Annotated in this window: 19 protein-coding genes; 8 read left to right on the top strand and 11 right to left on the bottom strand. The window is 43.8% G+C overall.

The genetic code is table 11. The annotated features are described in order from the left end of the window. Positions 1 to 146: 146 nt before the first annotated feature. The gene (locus ABDD94_RS19705; RefSeq protein WP_345953664.1) at positions 147 to 584 is read left to right on the top strand and encodes a hypothetical protein; all 438 of its coding nucleotides are present in this window, start codon (positions 147 to 149) and stop codon (positions 582 to 584) included. Between the two features lie 7 nt (positions 585 to 591). On the opposite strand, the gene ABDD94_RS19700 is transcribed toward ABDD94_RS19705, so the two are convergent. From ABDD94_RS19700 to ABDD94_RS19680, 5 genes are all read right to left on the bottom strand, one after another. Next, positions 592 to 831 carry a hypothetical protein gene (locus ABDD94_RS19700; RefSeq protein WP_345953663.1) on the bottom strand — a complete coding sequence of 80 codons (240 nt, stop codon included), beginning with the start codon at positions 829 to 831 and terminating at the stop codon, positions 592 to 594. Positions 832 to 841: 10 nt separating this feature from the next. Next, the gene (locus ABDD94_RS19695; protein WP_345953662.1) at positions 842 to 1,570 is read right to left on the bottom strand and encodes a hypothetical protein; all 729 of its coding nucleotides are present in this window, start codon (positions 1,568 to 1,570) and stop codon (positions 842 to 844) included. Between the two features lie 56 nt (positions 1,571 to 1,626). Then, on the bottom strand, positions 1,627 to 2,379 hold the full coding sequence (gene nth / locus ABDD94_RS19690; protein WP_345953661.1) for an endonuclease III: 753 nt from the start codon (positions 2,377 to 2,379) through the stop codon (positions 1,627 to 1,629). Between the two features lie 51 nt (positions 2,380 to 2,430). Continuing rightward, entirely contained in the window at positions 2,431 to 2,628 is a 198-nt protein-coding gene (locus tag ABDD94_RS19685) for a hypothetical protein (protein WP_345953660.1), read from the bottom strand. 88 nt (positions 2,629 to 2,716) lie between these two features. Beyond that, positions 2,717 to 3,301 (bottom strand): sigma-70 family RNA polymerase sigma factor, encoded by a 585-nt coding sequence (locus ABDD94_RS19680; RefSeq protein ID WP_345950384.1) that lies wholly within the window; start codon positions 3,299 to 3,301, stop codon positions 2,717 to 2,719. 582 nt (positions 3,302 to 3,883) lie between these two features. Between ABDD94_RS19680 and uvrA the strand changes: the two genes are divergently transcribed. From uvrA to ABDD94_RS19665, 3 genes are all read left to right on the top strand, one after another. Beyond that, positions 3,884 to 6,706 (top strand): excinuclease ABC subunit UvrA, encoded by a 2,823-nt coding sequence (gene uvrA, locus ABDD94_RS19675; protein WP_345953659.1) that lies wholly within the window; start codon positions 3,884 to 3,886, stop codon positions 6,704 to 6,706. 105 nt (positions 6,707 to 6,811) lie between these two features. Beyond that, positions 6,812 to 7,609: a M90 family metallopeptidase gene (locus ABDD94_RS19670; RefSeq protein WP_345953658.1), complete on the top strand. Its 798-nt coding sequence runs from the start codon at positions 6,812 to 6,814 to the stop codon at positions 7,607 to 7,609. Positions 7,610 to 7,630: 21 nt separating this feature from the next. Beyond that, positions 7,631 to 8,110, top strand: coding sequence for a DinB family protein (locus ABDD94_RS19665; RefSeq protein ID WP_345953657.1), 480 nt, complete (start codon positions 7,631 to 7,633; stop codon positions 8,108 to 8,110). Positions 8,111 to 8,171: 61 nt separating this feature from the next. On the opposite strand, the gene ABDD94_RS19660 is transcribed toward ABDD94_RS19665, so the two are convergent. Continuing rightward, positions 8,172 to 9,041: a DUF5694 domain-containing protein gene (locus ABDD94_RS19660; protein WP_345953656.1), complete on the bottom strand. Its 870-nt coding sequence runs from the start codon at positions 9,039 to 9,041 to the stop codon at positions 8,172 to 8,174. A gap of 106 nt (positions 9,042 to 9,147) precedes the next feature. Further along, entirely contained in the window at positions 9,148 to 9,735 is a 588-nt protein-coding gene (locus ABDD94_RS19655; protein WP_345953655.1) for a TMEM175 family protein, read from the bottom strand. A gap of 95 nt (positions 9,736 to 9,830) precedes the next feature. Between ABDD94_RS19655 and ABDD94_RS19650 the strand changes: the two genes are divergently transcribed. Next, on the top strand, positions 9,831 to 11,465 hold the full coding sequence (locus ABDD94_RS19650) for an ABC transporter substrate-binding protein (RefSeq protein WP_345953654.1): 1,635 nt from the start codon (positions 9,831 to 9,833) through the stop codon (positions 11,463 to 11,465). Between the two features lie 128 nt (positions 11,466 to 11,593). Then, on the top strand, positions 11,594 to 13,090 hold the full coding sequence (locus ABDD94_RS19645) for a hypothetical protein (protein ID WP_345953653.1): 1,497 nt from the start codon (positions 11,594 to 11,596) through the stop codon (positions 13,088 to 13,090). On the opposite strand, the gene ABDD94_RS19640 is transcribed toward ABDD94_RS19645, so the two are convergent. Then, positions 13,087 to 13,770, bottom strand: coding sequence for an NAD-dependent epimerase/dehydratase family protein (locus ABDD94_RS19640; RefSeq protein WP_345953652.1), 684 nt, complete (start codon positions 13,768 to 13,770; stop codon positions 13,087 to 13,089). The genes ABDD94_RS19645 and ABDD94_RS19640 overlap by 4 nt on opposite strands. A 66-nt stretch (positions 13,771 to 13,836) precedes the next feature. Further along, on the bottom strand, positions 13,837 to 14,484 hold the full coding sequence (locus ABDD94_RS19635) for a DUF6624 domain-containing protein (RefSeq protein WP_345953651.1): 648 nt from the start codon (positions 14,482 to 14,484) through the stop codon (positions 13,837 to 13,839). A gap of 186 nt (positions 14,485 to 14,670) precedes the next feature. On the opposite strand from ABDD94_RS19635, the gene ABDD94_RS19630 reads away from it, so the two are divergent. Both ABDD94_RS19630 and ABDD94_RS19625 read left to right on the top strand, forming a co-directional pair. Continuing rightward, entirely contained in the window at positions 14,671 to 15,573 is a 903-nt protein-coding gene (locus ABDD94_RS19630) for a helix-turn-helix transcriptional regulator (protein ID WP_345953650.1), read from the top strand. Beyond that, a complete protein-coding gene (locus ABDD94_RS19625) occupies positions 15,551 to 15,970 on the top strand; it encodes a DUF983 domain-containing protein (protein ID WP_345953649.1) in 420 nt (139 codons plus the stop codon). The genes ABDD94_RS19630 and ABDD94_RS19625 overlap by 23 nt, the downstream gene beginning before the upstream one ends. Positions 15,971 to 15,979: 9 nt before the next feature. Here ABDD94_RS19625 and ABDD94_RS19620 read toward each other — a convergent pair whose 3' ends face one another. Together ABDD94_RS19620 and ABDD94_RS19615 are read right to left on the bottom strand one after the other, a co-directional pair. Beyond that, complete coding sequence (locus tag ABDD94_RS19620) at positions 15,980 to 17,119, bottom strand: retropepsin-like aspartic protease (protein WP_345953648.1); 1,140 nt, start codon at positions 17,117 to 17,119, stop codon at positions 15,980 to 15,982. 130 nt (positions 17,120 to 17,249) lie between these two features. Next, positions 17,250 to 19,517: an aconitate hydratase gene (locus ABDD94_RS19615; protein ID WP_345953647.1), complete on the bottom strand. Its 2,268-nt coding sequence runs from the start codon at positions 19,515 to 19,517 to the stop codon at positions 17,250 to 17,252. Between the last annotated feature and the right edge of the window lie 198 nt (positions 19,518 to 19,715).

Genomic DNA, 19,715 nt, shown 5'->3' with positions numbered 1-19,715 from the left:
CGTTTAGTGTTTTACGCTATGTGTGCATTTAACCTTGGGGTAACCAACAATCTTGTAGTCCACTAACCAAGGCTAACCAAAATGGTTCTCAACTTTTCGCAAATTTGTTTGTCTTTACCTTAATTAACAAACCAAATCTGCCTGTCATGACCAAAACAATTTATTTAGCTACAGCTCTTTTAATAGTATCCGCAAGTGCATTTGCACAAAAAGTTGCTAATTATTCATCTGGTAAACGGGGTATTGCTGCCTATGAGCACTTTTCTTTCTGGACTAAGGGTAGTAAGCGTGTCGAGATCATTTACTCTTATGGAAAGAATGACAAGACTCAGCCTGCGCAATACTTGGGTAAAACCACTTATCAGGGCAAACCGGGGTTTAAAGTTGGCCTGCCGGGCAATTATCAATTATATGTGATACCTGAAGGAATTAATTTGCGGGTAATTGGACCAACAAAAAAATACAATAAGCTATTTGCCTGGGAGTATGAAGGCCCGGTTAATGGCATAGGCACCTTTTGCGATGTTTGCGCGGATGATGAGAAAGCGGCTATGCAGTTGGTAAAAGCGTACTTCATTCATTGAAGGTGAGTTAAACTTGAGTGTAGATACCCCAAACGAGGTTTGAGAATTCGCCTGCAGCAAAGGTTATGGTTTGAGTAGCCGTAATGATCTGGTAAATGGCCATTACATGTGTCTGTCCGTATATTGGGTCTTTAACCGATACAAACTCCTGGGTGTTCGTCCACTCATAATCCCAAATGTTAAGCCCTTGTATCTCGTAATATTGCCCATCAATAATTGCGGACTGGCACACCCATGCAGTATTCACATTGGTTAAGTTAAGGCAGTGGATTGCGCGATATGTAGATTATGGCCGAGTCATCAGTACCGCCACCATTAAAGCTATTGGTTTCGGCAATGTACGCACCGCCCGACGCTGCCACATATAAGCGGTCATGATTATCCAGGTATAAGTTGTGTATTTTTCTCTTGAATGGAAAATTAATCAGATTAGTGCTGCCGTAAATGGTTCTTGTAATTTGCGTAGGGTTATGTATATAGGCGGTATAATCGTTTTTTGTAAGCGGCGAAACATTATACTTTAACTTGTAAGTAACCTGTTTATCGGCCGACTGTGAAATTCCAATTAATTGCGAGCGATAACCTCCATCCGGTTTTAAATAAGGATGCCAGCTTCTGCCATAATCTAACGTGTAATATTGTGCAAGGCCAGCTCCATAAGTTCCTTCAAGTTCGAGGCCGCCGGTTGCAGCCAGTGCAATAACTGAATCGCCCGATGTAATTAAGCCCTGTACCTGTCCGTTAAAATTCTTTGATTCTTGCCAGGTTTTCCCTTTGTTGGTGGTAAAGTAAGCCTTAACCCAAGTGGTAACCAGTAGTGTGTCATCAATACTACCGGCAAAAGCATAAGCATCGCGTGCATTAGGAATTTCCAACTTAATCCAGTTAGGGTCTTCCGGATCCTGTTTAACAGTGTTGATCTTATCCTTTTTGCAGGAGCAAATCATGATTGCAATACAGGCAAGCATTAAAAAAGCGTGTCTCATGGTATTCAAAAATAGCATTAACCTTTAATTAAATCAAAGGGAATAAGTGCAGGATCCTAACTGCTCGAGCTAAGGCTTAAATCGTCACCTGTTACATCTGCCTTAACTGCTTTTGCAGCCTTAACCGTTTTTACCTTTGCTACCTTAGCCGTTTTGCTGAACACCAGCGCTGCCTTACCGCTTTGGTAATACTTACAAAAATGGGTAAGGGGGCATATCTCGCATTTGGGTTTACGGGCCACACAAATGTAGCGGCCGTGCAGTATAAGCCAGTGGTGTGCAAAACCTAGTGTTTGCTTGGGCAAATACTCAACTAATTGTTTCTCTACCGCCAGCGGTGTTTTTGCGTTGGTAGTTAAACCTAAGCGGTTGGCTACTCTAAATACGTGGGTGTCTACTGCTATGGCCGGTGCATCATACACCACAGATGCTATTACGTTAGCCGTTTTACGGCCTACGCCGGGGAGCTTTTGCAGCTCATCTAAATCTGAGGGTACCTGGCTGTTAAATTGCTCTACCAGCATTTTTGCCATGCCGGCCAGGTGCTTGGCTTTATTGTTAGGATAGCTTACACTGCGTATGTAAGTAAAAATTTCATCTGATGAAGATGCAGCGAGGTCTTCAATCGTCGGAAAGCGTTGGAACAGGGCAGGCGTGATCTGATTGATGCGCTTATCGGTGCATTGGGCCGATAGTATTACAGCCACCAGTAGCTCATATGGATTGGAATAATGCAGCTCGGTTACCGGGTTAGGTTGGTTTTTTGAGAAATACTCAACAAATAACTGGTAGCGTTCTTTTTTTAACATGAGGGTACAAATATACAAAAAGCCCTGCGTTGGCAGGGCTTTGGTAGTTTGTTAACGCAAGCTTTTCGAATAGTTGAGCAGGTTTTCGATGGTTTGCTGTTTTGGCTTTTTTTGCAAAAGATCCAGTTCAGTGCGGATAGCATGATGAAACAACAGTTCATCGGCGTCCACGTGTTCGGTTACATCTAATCCCTCCACCATAGCGTTGTTTGTAAGTGCGTTTAAAAATCTTGTAGAAGTTTCGCCCATAAGCTTTAAAGTGTTTGTATTACACCATAACGCATATCGCTTATCTAATATTTTAGCGGGCGATATAAATTTTTAATTTTAATTACAATCAGTTCTTCAAACTCAACTCTTTGGTCTGCATCATCTTGCGTAAGTTATTTAAGGCATAGCGCATGCGGCCCAGGGCAGTGTTTATGCTCACCTCGGTTACGTCGGCAATTTCCTTAAAGCTCATGTCGCCAAAGTGGCGCATAATCAATACTTCTTTTTGCTCAGCCGGTAATAAATGGATTAATGCTTTTAAATCTTTGTGGGTTTGCTCACGTACCATGCGGTCTTCAGTGCTCTCGTCATAATGACCTAACACTTCAAAAATGTCAAAGTCATCGCCACCGCTTACTAAAGGCGTGCGTTTTTCACGGCGAAAATGGTCAATCACCAAGTTATGGGCAATGCGGCTTACCCAGGGTAAAAATTTACCTTCCTCGTTATATTTGCCGGCCTTTAGCGTGTTAATTACTTTGATGAAGGTATCCTGGAAAATATCCTCGGCCAGGTACTCATCTTTAACCAGCAAGTAAATGGATGTGTAAATTTTAGTTTGATAACGGCGGATGAGCTCAACAAGCCCTCCCTCATGGCCGTCTATATACAGATGGATTAAATCCTGATCACTTTTCAAATGAAAATCCATAGAACTTCTACTTTAAAATCAATTAATTTAAATTAAACTACGTTTCAAGTAAAGTTCTAATCGATAGGGTTCCTCTTAATTACTATATCAAATAAACTAAATATTGTGTTAACATGCAAATAATTTTTAAGGTTATATGTTATAACACATTACAATGACAAACTCCCTGGCGCACAAACTGAACGCGTCTTGAAAAGAACATTTACTGATAATAATGTCTTAGGTTATTGGTTATATATACGTAACATCTTGATACTATGTAACAAGCTGCTTTGTATTATTTGACTGCTTTTTGTACTTAAGGTTTAACAGTAATTGCCTGTTAATTGGAAATATCGCACAACTTTTGGGAGAGAAAAGTCAGCGACTTTTTCGTAAGTTTTTCTACAATAACCTATGGATTTATATCACCTTTCTTTTACTTAAGTGTTTAAGTATGCAGTAAAGTAATCAATGCTTGCATAATGCTAAATAATTTAGGATTTTTGCACATTAAACAAGTTGTAAAGTTAGGTTTGTAATTAGCGAATAAAGAGTGGTTAATCACTAGCCATAACCATCAGCCCCTGAACTCAAAATAGAATGAGCATAGAAACTGAGAAAGATCCTCAACACCATATTATTATTAAAGGCGCCCGTGTACATAATTTGAAGAACATGGACATTGCCATACCTAAAAACCAGTTGGTGGTTATAACGGGTATGTCTGGATCGGGCAAATCATCGCTGGCGTTTGATACGTTGTACGCCGAGGGGCAACGCCGCTATGTAGAGAGTTTATCTTCTTACGCGCGCCAGTTTTTGGGCCGCATGAATAAGCCCGACGTAGATTACATAAAAGGCATTGCACCTGCCATTGCCATTGAGCAAAAGGTAATTACCAGCAACCCCCGCTCAACCGTAGGCACCAGTACCGAAATTTACGATTACCTTAAACTGCTGTTCTCGCGTATTGGTAAAACCATTTCACCAGTATCGGGCCTGCAGGTAAAAAAAGATACCGTTACCGATGTGGTTAACTTTGCGCAGGCCCAGCCTGATGATACGCAACTGACCATACTTTGCCCGCTGCACCCGCATAACAACCGCAGCCTGAAAGAAGAACTGGCAGTGTTGTTGCAAAAAGGTTTTGTACGTGTGGAATACCGCGGACAAGTATCACGCATTGAAAGTTTGCTGGAAGACGAATCTATAGGGAACGATTCGCTGGCTGATAATGATCCGCTACGTATTGTAGTAGATCGTGTAACCAAGAACAATGAAGAGGAAACGCTGAGCCGTATAGCCGATTCGGCCCAAACTGCTTTTTTTGAGGGTAAAGGCGATTGCTACTTAAAATACCAGGAGCCTGAGAGCGAACAGGAGAAGGAAAGCTTTTTTTGTGACCGTTTTGAGTTGGATGGAATTAGGTTTGAAGAGCCTACGCCCAATTTTTTTAGCTTTAATAACCCTTATGGTGCTTGCCGTAAATGCGAAGGTTATGGTAAGGTGATTGGTATAGATGAAGATTTGGTTATACCCGATAAAAGCAAATCTATATATGATAACGCCATTGCGCCCTGGCGCGGCGAAAAAATGGGTGAGTGGAACCAAAACCTAATTCGCCAGGCCGATAAGTTTGATTTTCCAATACATCGGTCTTACAGCCAGTTAACCGATAAGCAAAAGAAGCTTTTGTGGACAGGTAATAAATACTTTCGAGGGCTGGATGCTTTCTTTAAAGAGATAGAGGAACAAACCTATAAGATACAATACCGGGTAATATTGTCGCGCTACCGCGGTAAAACCACCTGTCCTGATTGTAAGGGCAGCCGTTTACGGCCTGATGCTACTTATGTAAAAGTGGCCGGCCACTCTATTACCGATATTGTGCTGATGCCGCTGGATATTGCACAGCAGTTTTTTGGTGATTTGCAACTGGATGCACACGATGCCAAAATTGGTAAGCGTTTGCTGATGGAAATAACCAACCGCATCTCTTTCTTGAACGATGTGGGCTTAGGGTACCTAACGCTCAACCGGCTCTCAAATACACTTTCGGGCGGTGAATCGCAACGTATTAACCTGGCTACCTCATTGGGAAGCAGCCTGGTAGGTTCGGTTTATGTGCTGGATGAACCTAGTATTGGCCTGCACCCGCGCGATACCCAGCGACTAATTACGGTATTAAAATCCCTGCGCGATGTAGGTAATACCGTATTGGTGGTAGAGCATGAAGAAGAAATTATGCAAGCTGCCGATCACCTGATTGATATTGGCCCCGAGGCTGGCACACACGGTGGTCAGCTTATATTTTCGGGTACTTATGCGCAAATCTTAACCGATGATAATAGCTTAACCGGGAAATACCTGAGCGGCCGCGAAGAGATAGTTGTACCTGCACAACGCCGTAAGTGGAATGATTTCATCCAGATAAAAGGCGCCCGCGAAAATAACTTAAAGCATGTAGATGTGAAGTTTCCGTTGGGCGTACTTTCGGTAGTAACCGGTGTATCTGGCTCGGGTAAAACCAGTTTGGTGAAACGTATACTGCACCCGGCACTGCAGAAGGTATTGGGTAATTACTCAGGCGAACAAACCGGTTCTTATGATAGTATTGAAGGCGATTATGGCAAGATAGAATCTGTTGAGCTGGTAGACCAGAACCCGATAGGCCGTTCATCGCGCTCAAACCCGGTTACTTATGTAAAGGCATGGGATGAGATACGTAATCTTTATGCCGGCCAGCCGGCTGCTAAAGCTGCGGGTTTAAAACCATCGGCTTTCTCATTTAACGTAGAGGGCGGCCGCTGTGATGTATGCCAGGGTGAGGGCGAGGTAAAGATTGAGATGCAGTTTATGGCCGACATCTTTTTGCCTTGCGAGGCGTGTAACGGTAACCGCTTTAAGCAGCATATACTTGACGTAACTTACCAGGAAAAAAACGTTTCAGAAATCCTTAAAATGACGATTGATGAGGCGCTGGAGTTTTTTGTAAAAGAGCAAAAGATCATCAACAAAATAAAACCTTTGCAAGATGTAGGTTTGGGTTATGTACAATTAGGGCAATCGTCTAACACGCTTTCGGGCGGCGAGGCGCAGCGCATTAAACTGGCATCATTCCTCATTAAAGGTAATAATGCCAGCAAAACACTGTTCATTTTTGATGAGCCTACTACCGGCTTGCACTTTGCCGATATCAAGAAGCTCCTAAAATCATTTGACGCCCTGCTGGAACAAGGCAATACCATTATTGTAATAGAGCACAACATGGATGTAATTAAGTGCGCCGACTGGGTGATCGACATCGGTCCTGGCGGTGGCAACAATGGCGGTGCCCTGGTTTTTGAGGGTTTGCCCGAAGATCTGCTTAAAGACAAGAAAAGTTTTACCGGGCAGTTTTTAAAGGAACGGTTAAAAAAATAAAATTGAAGAGGCACTTTTAAAGTGCCTCTTTTGTATGGTAAAAGTTTTAGCGGTATCAACTATATGGTTTGTGCAATGTTTACTTTACCTAACTAATCTGTAATTATGACCTCTTTTATTGTTGTAGCCGTTATTGTAGTACTCTTGTTAGCCTTCATTGGTGTTAAACTTTTTGGTAAAAAGCAGTCGGCCGAAACGCCGTTACAACCATTGGATTCAAATTACAAACAGCTGCTAACCGAGCATGTGCCTTATTTTCAAAAGCTCGATGAACCGGAAAAGCAAAAGTTTGAGGGCATGATTGCCGGGTTTATACAAAGCATCCGGATTGAAGGCGTAGGGTTGGAGGTTGATGATGTTGACCGTGTACTGGTAGCTGCAAGTGCCGTAATCCCTATTTTTGGTTACAACGAGTGGCGGTATAACAACCTGACCAACGTTATTTTATACCCTGATGCTTTTAACAATGATTTTCAGTTTGAAGGGGAGGACGGCAGCCGTAACATTATGGGTATGGTTGGCTCAGGCTTTATGAACGGGCAAATGTTGTTATCGAGGGCCGCATTAAGAAATGGTTTTTCCAGTTCGTCGGGAAAGCAGAATACGGGTATACATGAGTTTGTGCATCTGCTCGATAAGTCTGATGGCGCTACAGATGGCGTGCCTGAAAACCTGCTGCCGCATGAGTATGCAGCCCCCTGGCTAAAAATGATGCACCAGGAGATTAACAGGATTGAGAAAGGCAAGTCAGACATTAACCCTTATGCCGCTACCAACGAGGCGGAATTTTTGGCCGTAGCTTCCGAGTACTTTTTTGAAAAGCCCGAACAGCTACAAAACAAACACCCTGAGCTTTACCAGCAATTAAGTCGCCTGTTTGCACAAGACCCGGCTGCTGAGTAAATTAGCATTCCAATTATTTTTATGGAAGAGATAGCCATATTGCAACAGCAATATCAGATGATTAAAGGTTCGCGCGAGGTAGTGTTGGATTTTGCTGCACAGCATTTAAGCGATCTGTTACAGGTGCAGGTACCTGCGTTTGATAAAAGCATAGCCTACTTGTTAGTGCACAATGCCAACGTATACTTACACTGGACGGCTAACTTTGCCATGCAGTTCAATCGGGAATATGCCAATGAAAATGCCTTCACCAGTATAAGCAGCATTAGGGAGCTATACAGTATGGTTGATTTAATGGTGGATACTTTTTTAAACCATTACCGTAGTAAATTAAACGAGGTAGTTAGCGGCATCACCGCAAACGGCCAAAACGAGCAATCAACCCCGCTTGAGATATTTACCCATGTAATTACGCATGAGTTTCACCATAAAGGGCAGTTGTTAAGTATGTTCAGGCTGTTGGGGCATACACCGCCCGATGCGGATGTAATCAGGTTCTAAATACTAGCTTGATTGATACGCCATAAATGGAGTTGTGATAACGCATCAAACTTGCAAAGTGTTATTTCAAATACTGGCTTATGGGCACTAATTGATAACCAGGGTCATTTTCAAAAATCTTAGACAATACCGCCGCATGACGCTGGCCCATAATAAGCAAAATGCGTTTGCCCTGGTAAGCTTGCTGTACGCTTAGGATATTACTATAAATTTTAAGCTCGCGGCTATAGAATAAAGAGATATAATCGGCGCCAATGTGTTCTTTGTCAATCCCGGCGGTATCTGTAATTTGGTCGGTTTTGCCAAAGCTACCGTTGGTGATTTTCGCCGGGTTAATGTAAATGTTATAATAGGTAAGCTGGTAAAGTTGGGGCGAGTTCAACTTTAGCAGGTAGCCTTTCAGGCTTAGCTTTTGTTCTTTCAAATCCCCATCAAGTGTTCGTCCTATTGATGAGTAGGCGTTCATCGCATCAGTAAAATGCTCTAAATTCTTCCCCTCCTTAATTAAGCGGGTAGGTACGCTGGTATAAAAGTCTACAGCATAAACACGCGGTAAATTCAATTTTCGCGCTATGTTGTAGCCAAACTGGTATTGTTCAGCACGGCCATGCTCCAACTGGATAAACTCAAGTTTTCCGGATTTAAATAGCTGGTATAAGCTATCCACCATATGCTGCTCACTTGGCTCTCGCTCAATGAGAATCATATCGGGCTTGTAAGCCGCCAGTTGGTTGTTAATAGCGGCTATTTCCTTTTGGCGGCCCGCGCTGAACAGGTCCATAGACGGGCCTTGTTTGTGAAAAGCTTCTTGCCCAAAGTGTGTGCTGCCCATCAGCATAATGCTGATTTTATCTTGCGGTTTTTGTGTTTGTGAAAATCCGCGCAGCACAAGGCCGGTTAATAGTATAAGCAGGCTATATAATGGTTTCATGCAGAATAGGTCTTTATAATTAAGAGCTTAAAAGTAAGCTATCGTTACACGCCTGCCGCATAATTTATATCAAATTGACCTTTGATGCTGATGGTGAGGAGGTTATTTAGTTGTCTTCTTTTTCTAACAGCACGCGTTCAATACGTCTGTCGGGTATGATCCACATCAGGGCAACGAGGGTATATAAAACCAAACTGATCGCCGGTTCTATAAAGGCCACTGCTACCGAAACAAGGTAAATTATTACCGAAAGCTTTCCTTTCCAATCCTTGCCAATAGCTATTGCCAATGTTGATTGTGGCCCAGCTTGTTTAACCAGTAATAAGGCCAGTATACTGTAAGCCGCGCCATTCATCAATAATATAACACCGTAAAGCGCCACGGGCCATTTCGAAAAGTGGTTTTCGCCCATCCAACTGGTTACAAACGGAATAACGGATAGCCAGAACAGCAAGTGCAGGTTGGCCCAAAGCACGCTGCCCCGTACCTGTCGCACAGCGTGCAGCATGTGGTGATGGTTGTTCCAGTATATGCCTACATAAACAAAGCTGAGTATATAGCTTAAAGCCACCGGTATCAACGGCTTTAAATCGGCGGGTGTGCCGCCGTGGGGTGTTTTTAGTTCCAGTACCATAATGGTGATGATAATGGCGATCACACCATCGCTAAATGCCTCTAAGCGTCCTTTATTCATGCAGTTGGTTTAAGTAAAGCTAATGTACAGTAAAAATAGTAACGCAAAAGGGCGGTTGTAAGCTATCAATGAAATATTTTCGGATATTTAGCACAATGTATAGCTACAAACAATACTGGCTGCTGTTACTGTGGGCATGTATAATGGCGGGTTGCCGCCCGGCAGATGATTCATCGCATAAAACCATCTTTAGTGTGAACCTCGATCAAGGTCTTAGCTCGCTGGACCCGGCTTTTGCACGGAACCAGAATGCAGTGTGGATGGATAACCAAATTTATAACGGGTTAGTACAGATTAATGATAGCCTGCACGTAATACCCTGCGTTGCCAAAACCTGGGAGCTGTCTGCTGATGGAACCATTTATACCTTTCATTTACGCAACGATGTGCGCTTTCAGGACGATGCCTTATTTGCCGGAGGAAAGGGAAGGATAGCCACCGCTGCTGATTTTGCCTACAGCTTCGGCCGCCTTATTGACCCAAAAGTAGCCTCGTCGGGTTCATGGATTTTTAGTGATAAGGTAACCGGTAAAGAGGCGTTTGTAGCATTGAACGATACAACCTTTCAAATCCGGTTAAAGCAGCCCTTTCCACCGTTGTTGAGTGTGCTTACTGCCCAATACTGTTCTTTAGTTCCACGCGAGGTAGTTGAACACTACGGCAAGGATTTCAGGAGCCACCCGGTGGGTACCGGCCCGTTTAAATTTAAGTACTGGAAAGAAGGTGAGGTAATGGTGTTGCTCAAGAACGAACATTACTGGGAAAAGGATAAGCAAGGCGGGCCGCTACCTCACCTGGATGCTATAAGGTCAACCTTTATCAGCGATAAGCAGACCGCATTTATGGAGTTCATCAAAAAAAAGCTCGACTTTTTTAATGGCATCGATGGCAGCTATCGCGATGATATTTTAACCAAATCGGGTCGGGTAACCAAAAAATACAAAGGTAGGTTTAAGGTACACATTGCCCCCTATTTAAATACTGAATACCTAGGCATATTGGTTGATACCAATATTGCTATTGTTAAAAACTCGCCTTTAAAGCAATTAAAGATTAGGCAGGCGGTTAATTACGCTATTAACAAACCTAACATGATCAAATTTTTGCGCAACAGTACCGGTACGCCGGGATATGCCGGCTTTATACCGCAGGGTATGCCCGGGTTTGATACTGCTGCGGTGCATGGCTACCGCTATAATCCCGAAAAAGCCAAGCAACTGCTGGTAGAGGCCGGGTTTCCGGGTGGTAAAAATTTACCCGAGGTAGTGTTGAGTACCACTACAAGTTACCGCGACTTAATTGAATTTATACAGGGCGAGCTGCAAAAAGTAGGCATACGCACACGGGTGGAGCTTGTACAGGGAGCCAGCTTGCGCGATTTGATTGCCAAAAATGGCGTTAACTTCTTTAGAGCATCATGGATTGCCGATTACCCGGATGCTGAAAATTACCTGTCGGTATTTTATGGGAAAAATAAGATACCATTCGGGCCCAATTATACGGGCTTTCATAACCGGCAGTTTGATGCACTGTTTGAGCAGGCTTACCGCATAAGCGACAATCAGCAGCGATTTAAATTATACCAGCAAATGGACAACCTGATGATGCAGCAATCGCCTGTAGTGATTTTGTATTATGACAAGCTGGTTAACCTTTACCAAAACAACCTGAGCGGTTATAGTATTAACCCGCTCAATCTGCTGATATTAAAGAATGTCAAAAAAGAATAAGTGAACGTCAAATTGCCCCTCATAAAGGCGGATGCTTGCGTTACAGCAAGGGCTCACTATGCAACTAACGAACACACCCTTGCTTTCTTATTAAGAAGGAGCAGTAAAGGACAAACTATTAAGATAGCATGCGCTTAATCAACAAAATACCACATCCGCTATCCGTTTTAATGGTGGTCATTATATTGGCTGCACTGGCAACATGGCTAGTTCCTGCCGGTAAGTTTTATACGCTAACCTACTCGGCCCCAAACTTTGTCCTGAATAAAAACGGTACCGAAGTGCAGCTTCCTGTTACTCAAAAAACGCTGGACAGCTTGCACATAAGCGCGCCCGTTGCGGCTTTTACCAATGGAACTATACGCAAGCCGGTATCTGTGCCCGGCAGTTATCATCGGCTACCCGGAAATTCTCAGGGGGTAGTAAGTGTAATTGAGGCTCCCATTAAAGGTATTTATGATACTATTGATATTATTTTGTTTGTGCTGCTCATTGGCGGCTTTATTCAGGTTTTTAACGCTACCGGCGCTTTGGAGGCCGGTCTAAAGAGCTTATCTGCAACCATGCGCGGCCGTGAGGGCTGGCTCATTATCATTATTACATTCCTGCTCACTTTTGGCGGCGCATCTTACGGTATGGCCGAGGAAGCCTTTGCATTTTACCCTGTACTGGTACCCTTGTTTTTAGCTGCGGGGTATGATTTGCTGGTTCCGGTAGCGGTTATATTTGGTGGTACGCAATTGGGTACGCTATCTTCATTCTCCAATCCTTTCTCTACCATAATTGCATCAAATGCCTGTGGTATCAGCTGGACCGATGGCCTGAATGGCCGCTTGTTGATGTTTGTCTTGTCATCCGCTATATACATCACTTACGTGTTCCGGTACGCGCAGAAAGTGCGTAATAATCCTTCTGCTTCGCTGGTTTACCGGTTTGATGGCGCTGTGCAAAGCCCGTTCCCAGCATTTAGCGAACAGGGCGGCGGCAGCCCACTAACATCACGCACTATTTTATTGCTAATCGTTTTCTTTTTGGCATTTGCCACCATGATAACGGGTGTTGTGGTATGGCACTGGTGGCTGTTGGAAATGTCGGCCGTGTTTTTGGTAGCTGCTGTGTTAATTGCCATACTGCAGCGCATGGGGCAAAAGGATTTTATAGAAACGTTTATTAAAGGTGCCGAAGGTTTATTAAGCGTAGCTTTCATTATTGGGGCGGCCCGGGGCGTTACCGCTATACTGGATGGCGGCAACATTAGCGATACCATTGTTTACGAGGCGTCCCAATTGGTGAGTGGTATGCCATCGGGCGTGTTTATGGTGATGATGCTGGTGTTGTATTGTTTGTTCACCATATTTATTTCGAGCTCGTCGGGTATGGCGGTAGTTACGATGCCCATTATGGGTGGGTTGGCCGCCGCAGCACACGTGCCCGGTAGAGAGATTGTAAATAGCTACTTGTTTGGTATGGGCATTATGGGCTTCATTACCCCAACTGGCTTGCTGTTACCTTCGCTCGCACTGGTAGGCATCAGCCTTAAATCATGGTGGAAGTTTGTTTGGCCATTAATGGCTATACTGCTGATAGTTTGTGCGGTGTTTTTAGTAATAGGCGTAAGGCTTTAAGGCTTACGCTCTGCCGCCGCCCGTATATCTTTAACCTCCAGCGTTTGTTTTGGATAACCGTAGGCAGTAGCATTAATCATTCCTTGCCCAAGCTCTTTTAAGGTACCAAAAGCGCCCGGAAACAATGGCCGTAACACCGGATATAACCAATTAATGTACTTGTAAAAGTTGAGCGTATTTTTCAGCCCGGGTGTGGGCAGCATAAAGCCGGGCCTAAAGTTGTACACTTGCTTAAAGGGCAGCAGCTTTAAATCGTTCTCGGTTTTACCTTTTACCCGGCTCCAATTACTGCCACCTTGCTCGCTGCTATTGGTACCAGCGCCCGATATGTAGCTAAATGTCATGTTACCATTTAATCGGCTCAGTGTGGTAGCCACTTTTATGGTCAGTTCATAAGTGGTTTTGTAATATTCTTCCTTGCTTACACCAACTGATGACATACCGAGGCAAAAGAAACAAGCGTTGTAACCTATCAACTGGTTTTCAACAGCTGTAAGATCAAACAGATCGGCATGCACAACTTCGGTAATTTTAGGGTGCTGAATGCCCGATGGGCGGCGGTTAAGCAGCAGCACTTCCGCTACCTCGGCAGCTTCCATGCATTCGTGCAGCACGCCTTCGCCTACCATGCCAGTGGCTCCTGTTATAATAACCCGCAGAAGTGTTGATGTTTGGTTCATAAGCTCCCTGATTTTATACCGTTAAGTACAGACTTACCATAACTTTGTTTAAAAACGGTAATAAGGCTATTTTACTTCTTTTATGTTTACCACCCGGTAGTTAACGCCTAAACGCTTGGCATTCTCCTCAACGGTTGTGGTAAAGCCTGCATTAATGCGGCGGGCATTTACCGTGGACGGATTTTTTACCGGCCATATAAAGCAATCCTGCTTCCCATTTTTAAGGTTACGGCAGGTTGCCTGGGTGCCGTATATCTGCTCTTTACCTTCGTCCATCAGGTGGCGGTCCAGCATCATGGCGTACAAACGGTAGGGTAGCTCGCGGTGGTTGGCGGCAGTTTCAATAACAGTAATATAGCGGGCTATTTTACCCGAGTGTTGTATCACATTCCAAGCCGACTCGTTAGCCGGCTCACCTACCAGCTTTTTACCTGGGTAGCCATACTGCTTAAATGTGTTCTCAATAAAGATTAAGTTAAGCGAGTCAATCCTGCCTTGTAGCTTCCAGTAATGTGCGCTAGCTTGTGCAGGTCCCATCCCTAATTTTCTCAACATCGCATCTTTAGTGACCGGCATCATTAATTGCATTAACGTATCGCGGTACTTTTGGTCGAGCACCATAATGCTGTCCAGTTGGTGTTTCAACTGAGGGTTGGTTTGTGCCCCGGCATGCAGGCCGGCAATCAGTAAAAAAAGCAAAGCAACTTTTTTCATAACGCTTAAGGCTAGATATAAGCAAAGTTAATGTAAATGAACAAGTTAGAAAGAAAGTTTAACGGGATGTAATTAAAAGAAGTGTATAAGATATAATCGAAAAATAAAACCATCAGTAAATAGTACCATAACGACCCTGAATACTACCATAGTTGGTGGTAATTTGTAGTGTACATTTGTAATGTTATGAAAAAGGAAATACCAGTTTATGATATATGCACACTCTCTGACTTTAAGCAGGAAGATATACTAATAAGCCGGTTTGCACCTTACCTGGCACAACACCACAAGCTTCACTTGGCGCATAAACATACTTTTTACCATTTGGTACTTTTTACCGAAGGGGCGGGTACACACGCTATAGATTTTGAGCAGTTTAAGGTGAAACCTTACCAAATTTATTTTATGGTGCCCGGACAGGTACACAGCTGGGGCTTTGCCGGTAAGGTTGATGGTTATGTCATCAATTTTTCTACACTGTTCTTTCAATCATTCCTGTTAAAGCCCGATTACCTGGAGCAGTTCCCTTTTTTTAGCGGCAACATTACCGATGCTGTTATTAACCTGCCGCAAGCTGTGCAGGCAGCCGTTATACAATTGTTTGAGCAACTTGTTAATGAAAGCGATAACGCGCAGCGCATGGGTGTGGATATGGTACGTGCATTACTATTACAACTGTTCATCAGCATTGGTAGGCTGGGTTTTGAGCAAAACGTTAAACAGCCTAATGCCTATAATTATACCTTGCTCAAAAACTTTCAGAAGCTGATTGAGCAGCATTATGCTGAACTGCGTTTGCCCAAAGATTACGCCGAACTGCTTTACATTACGCCCAACCATTTAAATGCGCTTTGTAAGGATGTGCTGGGAATACCGGCCGGCGAGGTGATCCGTAACCGCATTGTGCTGGAAGCAAAGCGCCTGCTTATTAACCTGGAGCTTACCATAGCCGAAATAGCCGGGCGCCTGCATTTTGACGATAACTCTTATTTTACCAAATTTTTTAAGAAACACACGGGCATCACACCTGAGGAATTCAGGAAAGAGGCCTTAAAATCAATAAACCATGAAAACGTTAAGCTTAGATAAAACAGGTATGGCCCATCCATCAGAAATTAAATCAGCCGTACATGCCAAGTGCCCAAAATGCCGCACCGGCAACATGTTTGCCAACGGCATGTACAGCTTTGGCGGGCAAAAAATGCACAACCAATGTCCGCACTGTGGTTTCCACTTTGAAATAGAACCCGGTTACTTTTATGTAGCGATGTTTATAAGCTACGCTATGAACGTGGCCGAAATGGTTACCCTGGCTGTGGCAACTTATATACTAACCGGCAATCTGGAATCGCCCTGGTTATACATTAGTATATTGTTGAGCGTGGCTTTAATACTGGCCCCTTTCAACTTTCGTTTTTCGCGGGTGATATTGTTATACTGGTTAACGCCCAATTTGCATTTTGACCCTAACCGAATGAACAGGTAACGGCAGCAATTACTGTTTAGTTATTTGCACTTTTCTAATCTCACCTTTTGTGTTTTTGATAGTTAAAGTAACCTGTTCTACATTTTCTAAAATGGGTTTGCCATTGAGCCATTGGCACAGGTTAGTTTTGGGGAAGGGGACATCATTGATGGCTGTGATATGGTCGCCGGGAGTAATCTGATTTTGCAGATTACCCCATACTACACCGGCAATAAGTTTTTCTCCTTGTGTGGTAAAATCAACCGGCCATTGTTTTTCGGTCAAGTCTATATTGCTGGAGTTTGGGTCAAAGTAAAACTTGCCGTGTTTATAATCTAAGGTAACAGCGCCATATTGCAGTAGGGTAGTGCCTAAACGGGGTGTTGTATTGGCTATGGTTTCTACCGCTGCATGCTTAAAGGTAACACCTGCAACGGTTACTGTTGGAAATACAAGCCGGTAAGTCGAATCCATTTTTTGCAAGCCGTAAATACTGCGGTGTACTGCGCCAAAGCCTTTTCCAACTACTGTAAATGCACTGAATTTGTCTAATTGTTTCATGTGCTTTGGAGAAAGCATCAGAAAACCGTTATCGCCCGAGTCGAACTCTGCCTCAAGGTTAACCCGGTTGTTTAAATCAACCTTGAGGATAGGGCTGCTTTGCCCGGTGCGAAGGAGGTTTAGTTTTGTACTGTAACTTTTATTTAAGCCGAGCCTTTTCTCATTGTCGGTTAAAATCAGTATCTTTTTTACCGGGTCTATTTTAACGATGGCATTTCTTAATAAGTTACTTCCAATTACACCTTCAATTTTCCAGCAGTTGTATAACTCGTTAGTTACTAATAAAGCAGGTATGTTTGAAAAGGTGATGTTGCCCAACGTTATATTACCCGCACGCACCAGTTTAAGAGAATCCTGGTTGCCATTGGCATCCGACACCACGGTGCCAGATATAAACGAGCTGTTTAACTCTTTAGCCAATGCCGGACTGAGCTGTGTAGGCGCACCGGTATCAAATAAAAACCTGGCTTTACGATGGTTGATGCTTGCCTGAACAAATATTCTTCCAGCAATCATTTCATAAGGGATTTCCTGATAATAGTCTTTAGACTCGGTACCGCCCTCGTTGTAATTGATCCTTTGGCTACAGCTGTTTGAGTAAATTCCCATAACTATAACCAGCCATAAAGCACATTTCTGAAAATTGACGGATTGCATGTAATAAAGCTAACAAAACTATGCCTCAAATAAAAAGGCCGCTGCATTATGCAGCGGCCTTTGTATTGTAAAAGCTGCCTGATTAAGCAACTTGTTGTTTACGGATGATGTTTAACGCACCACCTGCTTTAAACCACTCAATTTGCTGAGCATTGTAGGTATGGTTCACCAGGAAAGAATCCTCAGTACCATCAGCATGGTGTAATACCACAGTTAACTGTTTGCCCGGAGCAAACTCAGTTAAACCTAAAACGTCAACGCGGTCATCTTCCTGAACTTTATCGTAGTCGGCAGTATCAGCAAAGGTGATACCCAGCATACCTTGTTTTTTCAGGTTGGTTTCGTGGATACGGGCAAATGATTTTACCAGGATTACACGAACGCCCAGGTGACGTGGCTCCATTGCAGCATGCTCGCGTGATGAACCTTCGCCATAGTTCTCGTCTCCTACAACGATTGAACCGATGCCGTTAGCCTTGTAATCGCGCTGTGTAGCAGGAACCGGGCCGTACTCGCCGGTCAATTGGTTTTTAACGCTGTCGGCAGTGTTGTTATAATAGTTAATAGCGCCAATCAGCATGTTGTTACTGATGTTATCCAGGTGACCACGGAATTTTAACCATGGACCAGCCATAGAAATGTGGTCGGTAGTACATTTACCTTTAGCTTTAATTAACAAGCGCAGGTCTTTAATGTCGGTACCTTCCCATGCTGCAAATGGATCAAGCAGTTGCAAACGTGATGATTTCGGATCAACCAAAACCTCCACCTGGCTGCCATCTTCGGCCGGGGCCTGGTAACCGGCATCTTCAACCGCAAAGCCTTTTACCGGTAATTCAATACCTAGTGGCTCGTCTAGTTTCACCTGCTCGCCGTTTTCGTTGGTAAGGGTATCGGTTAACGGGTTAAAGGTTAAATCACCTGCAATAGCAAACGCGGTAACAATCTCCGGAGAGGCTACGAATGCGTGTGTGTTAGGGTTACCATCCTGACGTTTAGCGAAGTTACGGTTAAACGAAGTGATGATAGAGTTCTTGCGGGTTGGATCATCGGTATGACGTGACCATTGGCCAATACAAGGACCGCAGGCGTTAGCCAGTACTACACCACCAATTTGCTCAAACGTATTTAAGTAACCATCGCGCTCTACAGTATAACGTACCAGCTCTGAACCTGGCGTTACGGTGTACTCAGCTTTGGTTTTTAAGTTTTTATCGGTAGCTTGCTTTGCAATAGAAGCGGCACGGGTAATATCCTCATAAGATGAGTTGGTACATGAACCAATCAAGCCAACTTCCAGCTCGGTAGGCCAGCCGTTTTCTTTAACTGCAGTAGCAAATTTAGAAATAGGCCACGCCAAATCCGGAGTAAACGGGCCGTTAACGTGTGGCTCAAGCTCGCTCAGGTTAATTTCGATCACCTGGTCAAAGTATTGCTCAGGCGTTGCATAAACTTCAGCATCGCCGGTTAAGTGCTCTCTAACTGCATCGGCTAAGCCCGCAATATCTTCACGTTGCGTGCCGCGTAAGTAAGCAGCCATTTTTTCATCGTAACCAAAGATGGATGTAGTTGCACCAATCTCGGCACCCATGTTACAGATAGTACCTTTACCAGTTGCTGATAGTGAACGTGCGCCTTCACCAAAGTACTCCACAATAGCACCGGTACCACCTTTTACGGTTAATATACCAGCCACTTTCAGGATAACGTCTTTTGCTGATGCCCAGCCCGATAGTTTACCGGTTAAGTGAACACCAATCAGTTTCGGGAATTTAAGCTCCCATGGTAAACCAGCCATTACGTCGCAAGCATCGGCACCGCCCACACCAATGGCAATCATACCTAAACCACCTGCATTAGGTGTATGCGAATCGGTACCGATCATCATACCACCCGGGAAAGCATAGTTCTCTAATACTACCTGGTGAATAATACCTGCACCCGGTTTCCAGAAACCAATGCCGTATTTATCAGAAACAGAAGCCAGGAAGTCATAAACTTCGCTATTAATATCTTTAGCGGTGCTTAAATCTTCTGCAGCGCCAATTTTAGCTTGTATTAAGTGGTCACAATGTACAGTTGAAGGTACAGCCACCTGCGGACGCCCAGCTTGCATAAATTGCAGCAACGCCATCTGCGCTGTTGCATCTTGCATAGCCACGCGGTCAGGTGCAAAATCTACATAGTCAACACCACGCTGATAGGCTGCTTTAGCATCGCCTTCAGTTAGGTGGGCATATAAAATTTTCTCAGTTAAAGTCAAAGGTTTGCCGGTCGCTTGGCGGGCAGCTTCAATACGGCTGCTGTAGCGGTCGTACACCTTTTTAATCATATCTAAATCAAAAGCCATTTGATTGATTTTTAGGTAAAAAATGAACAATTTGCTGTTCGAAAGCCCTGTAAAGGGGGAACGCCGCGAATGTACAAAATTTAACGCCCAAATGGTAGTACAGGTTTGCGCAAATGCTATTTAGATTTGTTCTGAATAGTGGTTGGTTAATTAGCATTATATTAGAAAAATTAATTATGCTGTTATCTCAGATTGATG

It is taken from the genome of Mucilaginibacter sp. PAMB04168, assembly GCF_039634365.2.
GTDB lineage: Bacteria > Bacteroidota > Bacteroidia > Sphingobacteriales > Sphingobacteriaceae > Mucilaginibacter.
This window is presented reverse-complemented; position numbering and strand designations above follow the sequence as displayed.

Bases quoted from the DNA above. Each gene is read 5' to 3' on its own strand.
- ABDD94_RS19705 (WP_345953664.1), top strand. From the start codon at position 147: ATGACCAAAACAATTTATTTAGCTACAGCTCTTTTAATAGTATCCGCA.
- ABDD94_RS19695 (WP_345953662.1), bottom strand. From the start codon at position 1,570: ATGAGACACGCTTTTTTAATGCTTGCCTGTATTGCAATCATGATTTGC.
- nth (WP_345953661.1), bottom strand. From the start codon at position 2,379: ATGTTAAAAAAAGAACGCTACCAGTTATTTGTTGAGTATTTCTCAAAA.
- ABDD94_RS19685 (WP_345953660.1), bottom strand. From the start codon at position 2,628: ATGGGCGAAACTTCTACAAGATTTTTAAACGCACTTACAAACAACGCT.
- ABDD94_RS19680 (WP_345950384.1), bottom strand. From the start codon at position 3,301: ATGGATTTTCATTTGAAAAGTGATCAGGATTTAATCCATCTGTATATA.
- uvrA (WP_345953659.1), top strand. From the start codon at position 3,884: ATGAGCATAGAAACTGAGAAAGATCCTCAACACCATATTATTATTAAA.
- ABDD94_RS19670 (WP_345953658.1), top strand. From the start codon at position 6,812: ATGACCTCTTTTATTGTTGTAGCCGTTATTGTAGTACTCTTGTTAGCC.
- ABDD94_RS19665 (WP_345953657.1), top strand. From the start codon at position 7,631: ATGGAAGAGATAGCCATATTGCAACAGCAATATCAGATGATTAAAGGT.
- ABDD94_RS19660 (WP_345953656.1), bottom strand. From the start codon at position 9,041: ATGAAACCATTATATAGCCTGCTTATACTATTAACCGGCCTTGTGCTG.
- ABDD94_RS19655 (WP_345953655.1), bottom strand. From the start codon at position 9,735: ATGAATAAAGGACGCTTAGAGGCATTTAGCGATGGTGTGATCGCCATT.
- ABDD94_RS19650 (WP_345953654.1), top strand. From the start codon at position 9,831: ATGTATAGCTACAAACAATACTGGCTGCTGTTACTGTGGGCATGTATA.
- ABDD94_RS19645 (WP_345953653.1), top strand. From the start codon at position 11,594: ATGCGCTTAATCAACAAAATACCACATCCGCTATCCGTTTTAATGGTG.
- ABDD94_RS19640 (WP_345953652.1), bottom strand. From the start codon at position 13,770: ATGAACCAAACATCAACACTTCTGCGGGTTATTATAACAGGAGCCACT.
- ABDD94_RS19635 (WP_345953651.1), bottom strand. From the start codon at position 14,484: ATGAAAAAAGTTGCTTTGCTTTTTTTACTGATTGCCGGCCTGCATGCC.
- ABDD94_RS19630 (WP_345953650.1), top strand. From the start codon at position 14,671: ATGAAAAAGGAAATACCAGTTTATGATATATGCACACTCTCTGACTTT.
- ABDD94_RS19625 (WP_345953649.1), top strand. From the start codon at position 15,551: ATGAAAACGTTAAGCTTAGATAAAACAGGTATGGCCCATCCATCAGAA.
- ABDD94_RS19620 (WP_345953648.1), bottom strand. From the start codon at position 17,119: ATGGGAATTTACTCAAACAGCTGTAGCCAAAGGATCAATTACAACGAG.
- ABDD94_RS19615 (WP_345953647.1), bottom strand. From the start codon at position 19,517: ATGGCTTTTGATTTAGATATGATTAAAAAGGTGTACGACCGCTACAGC.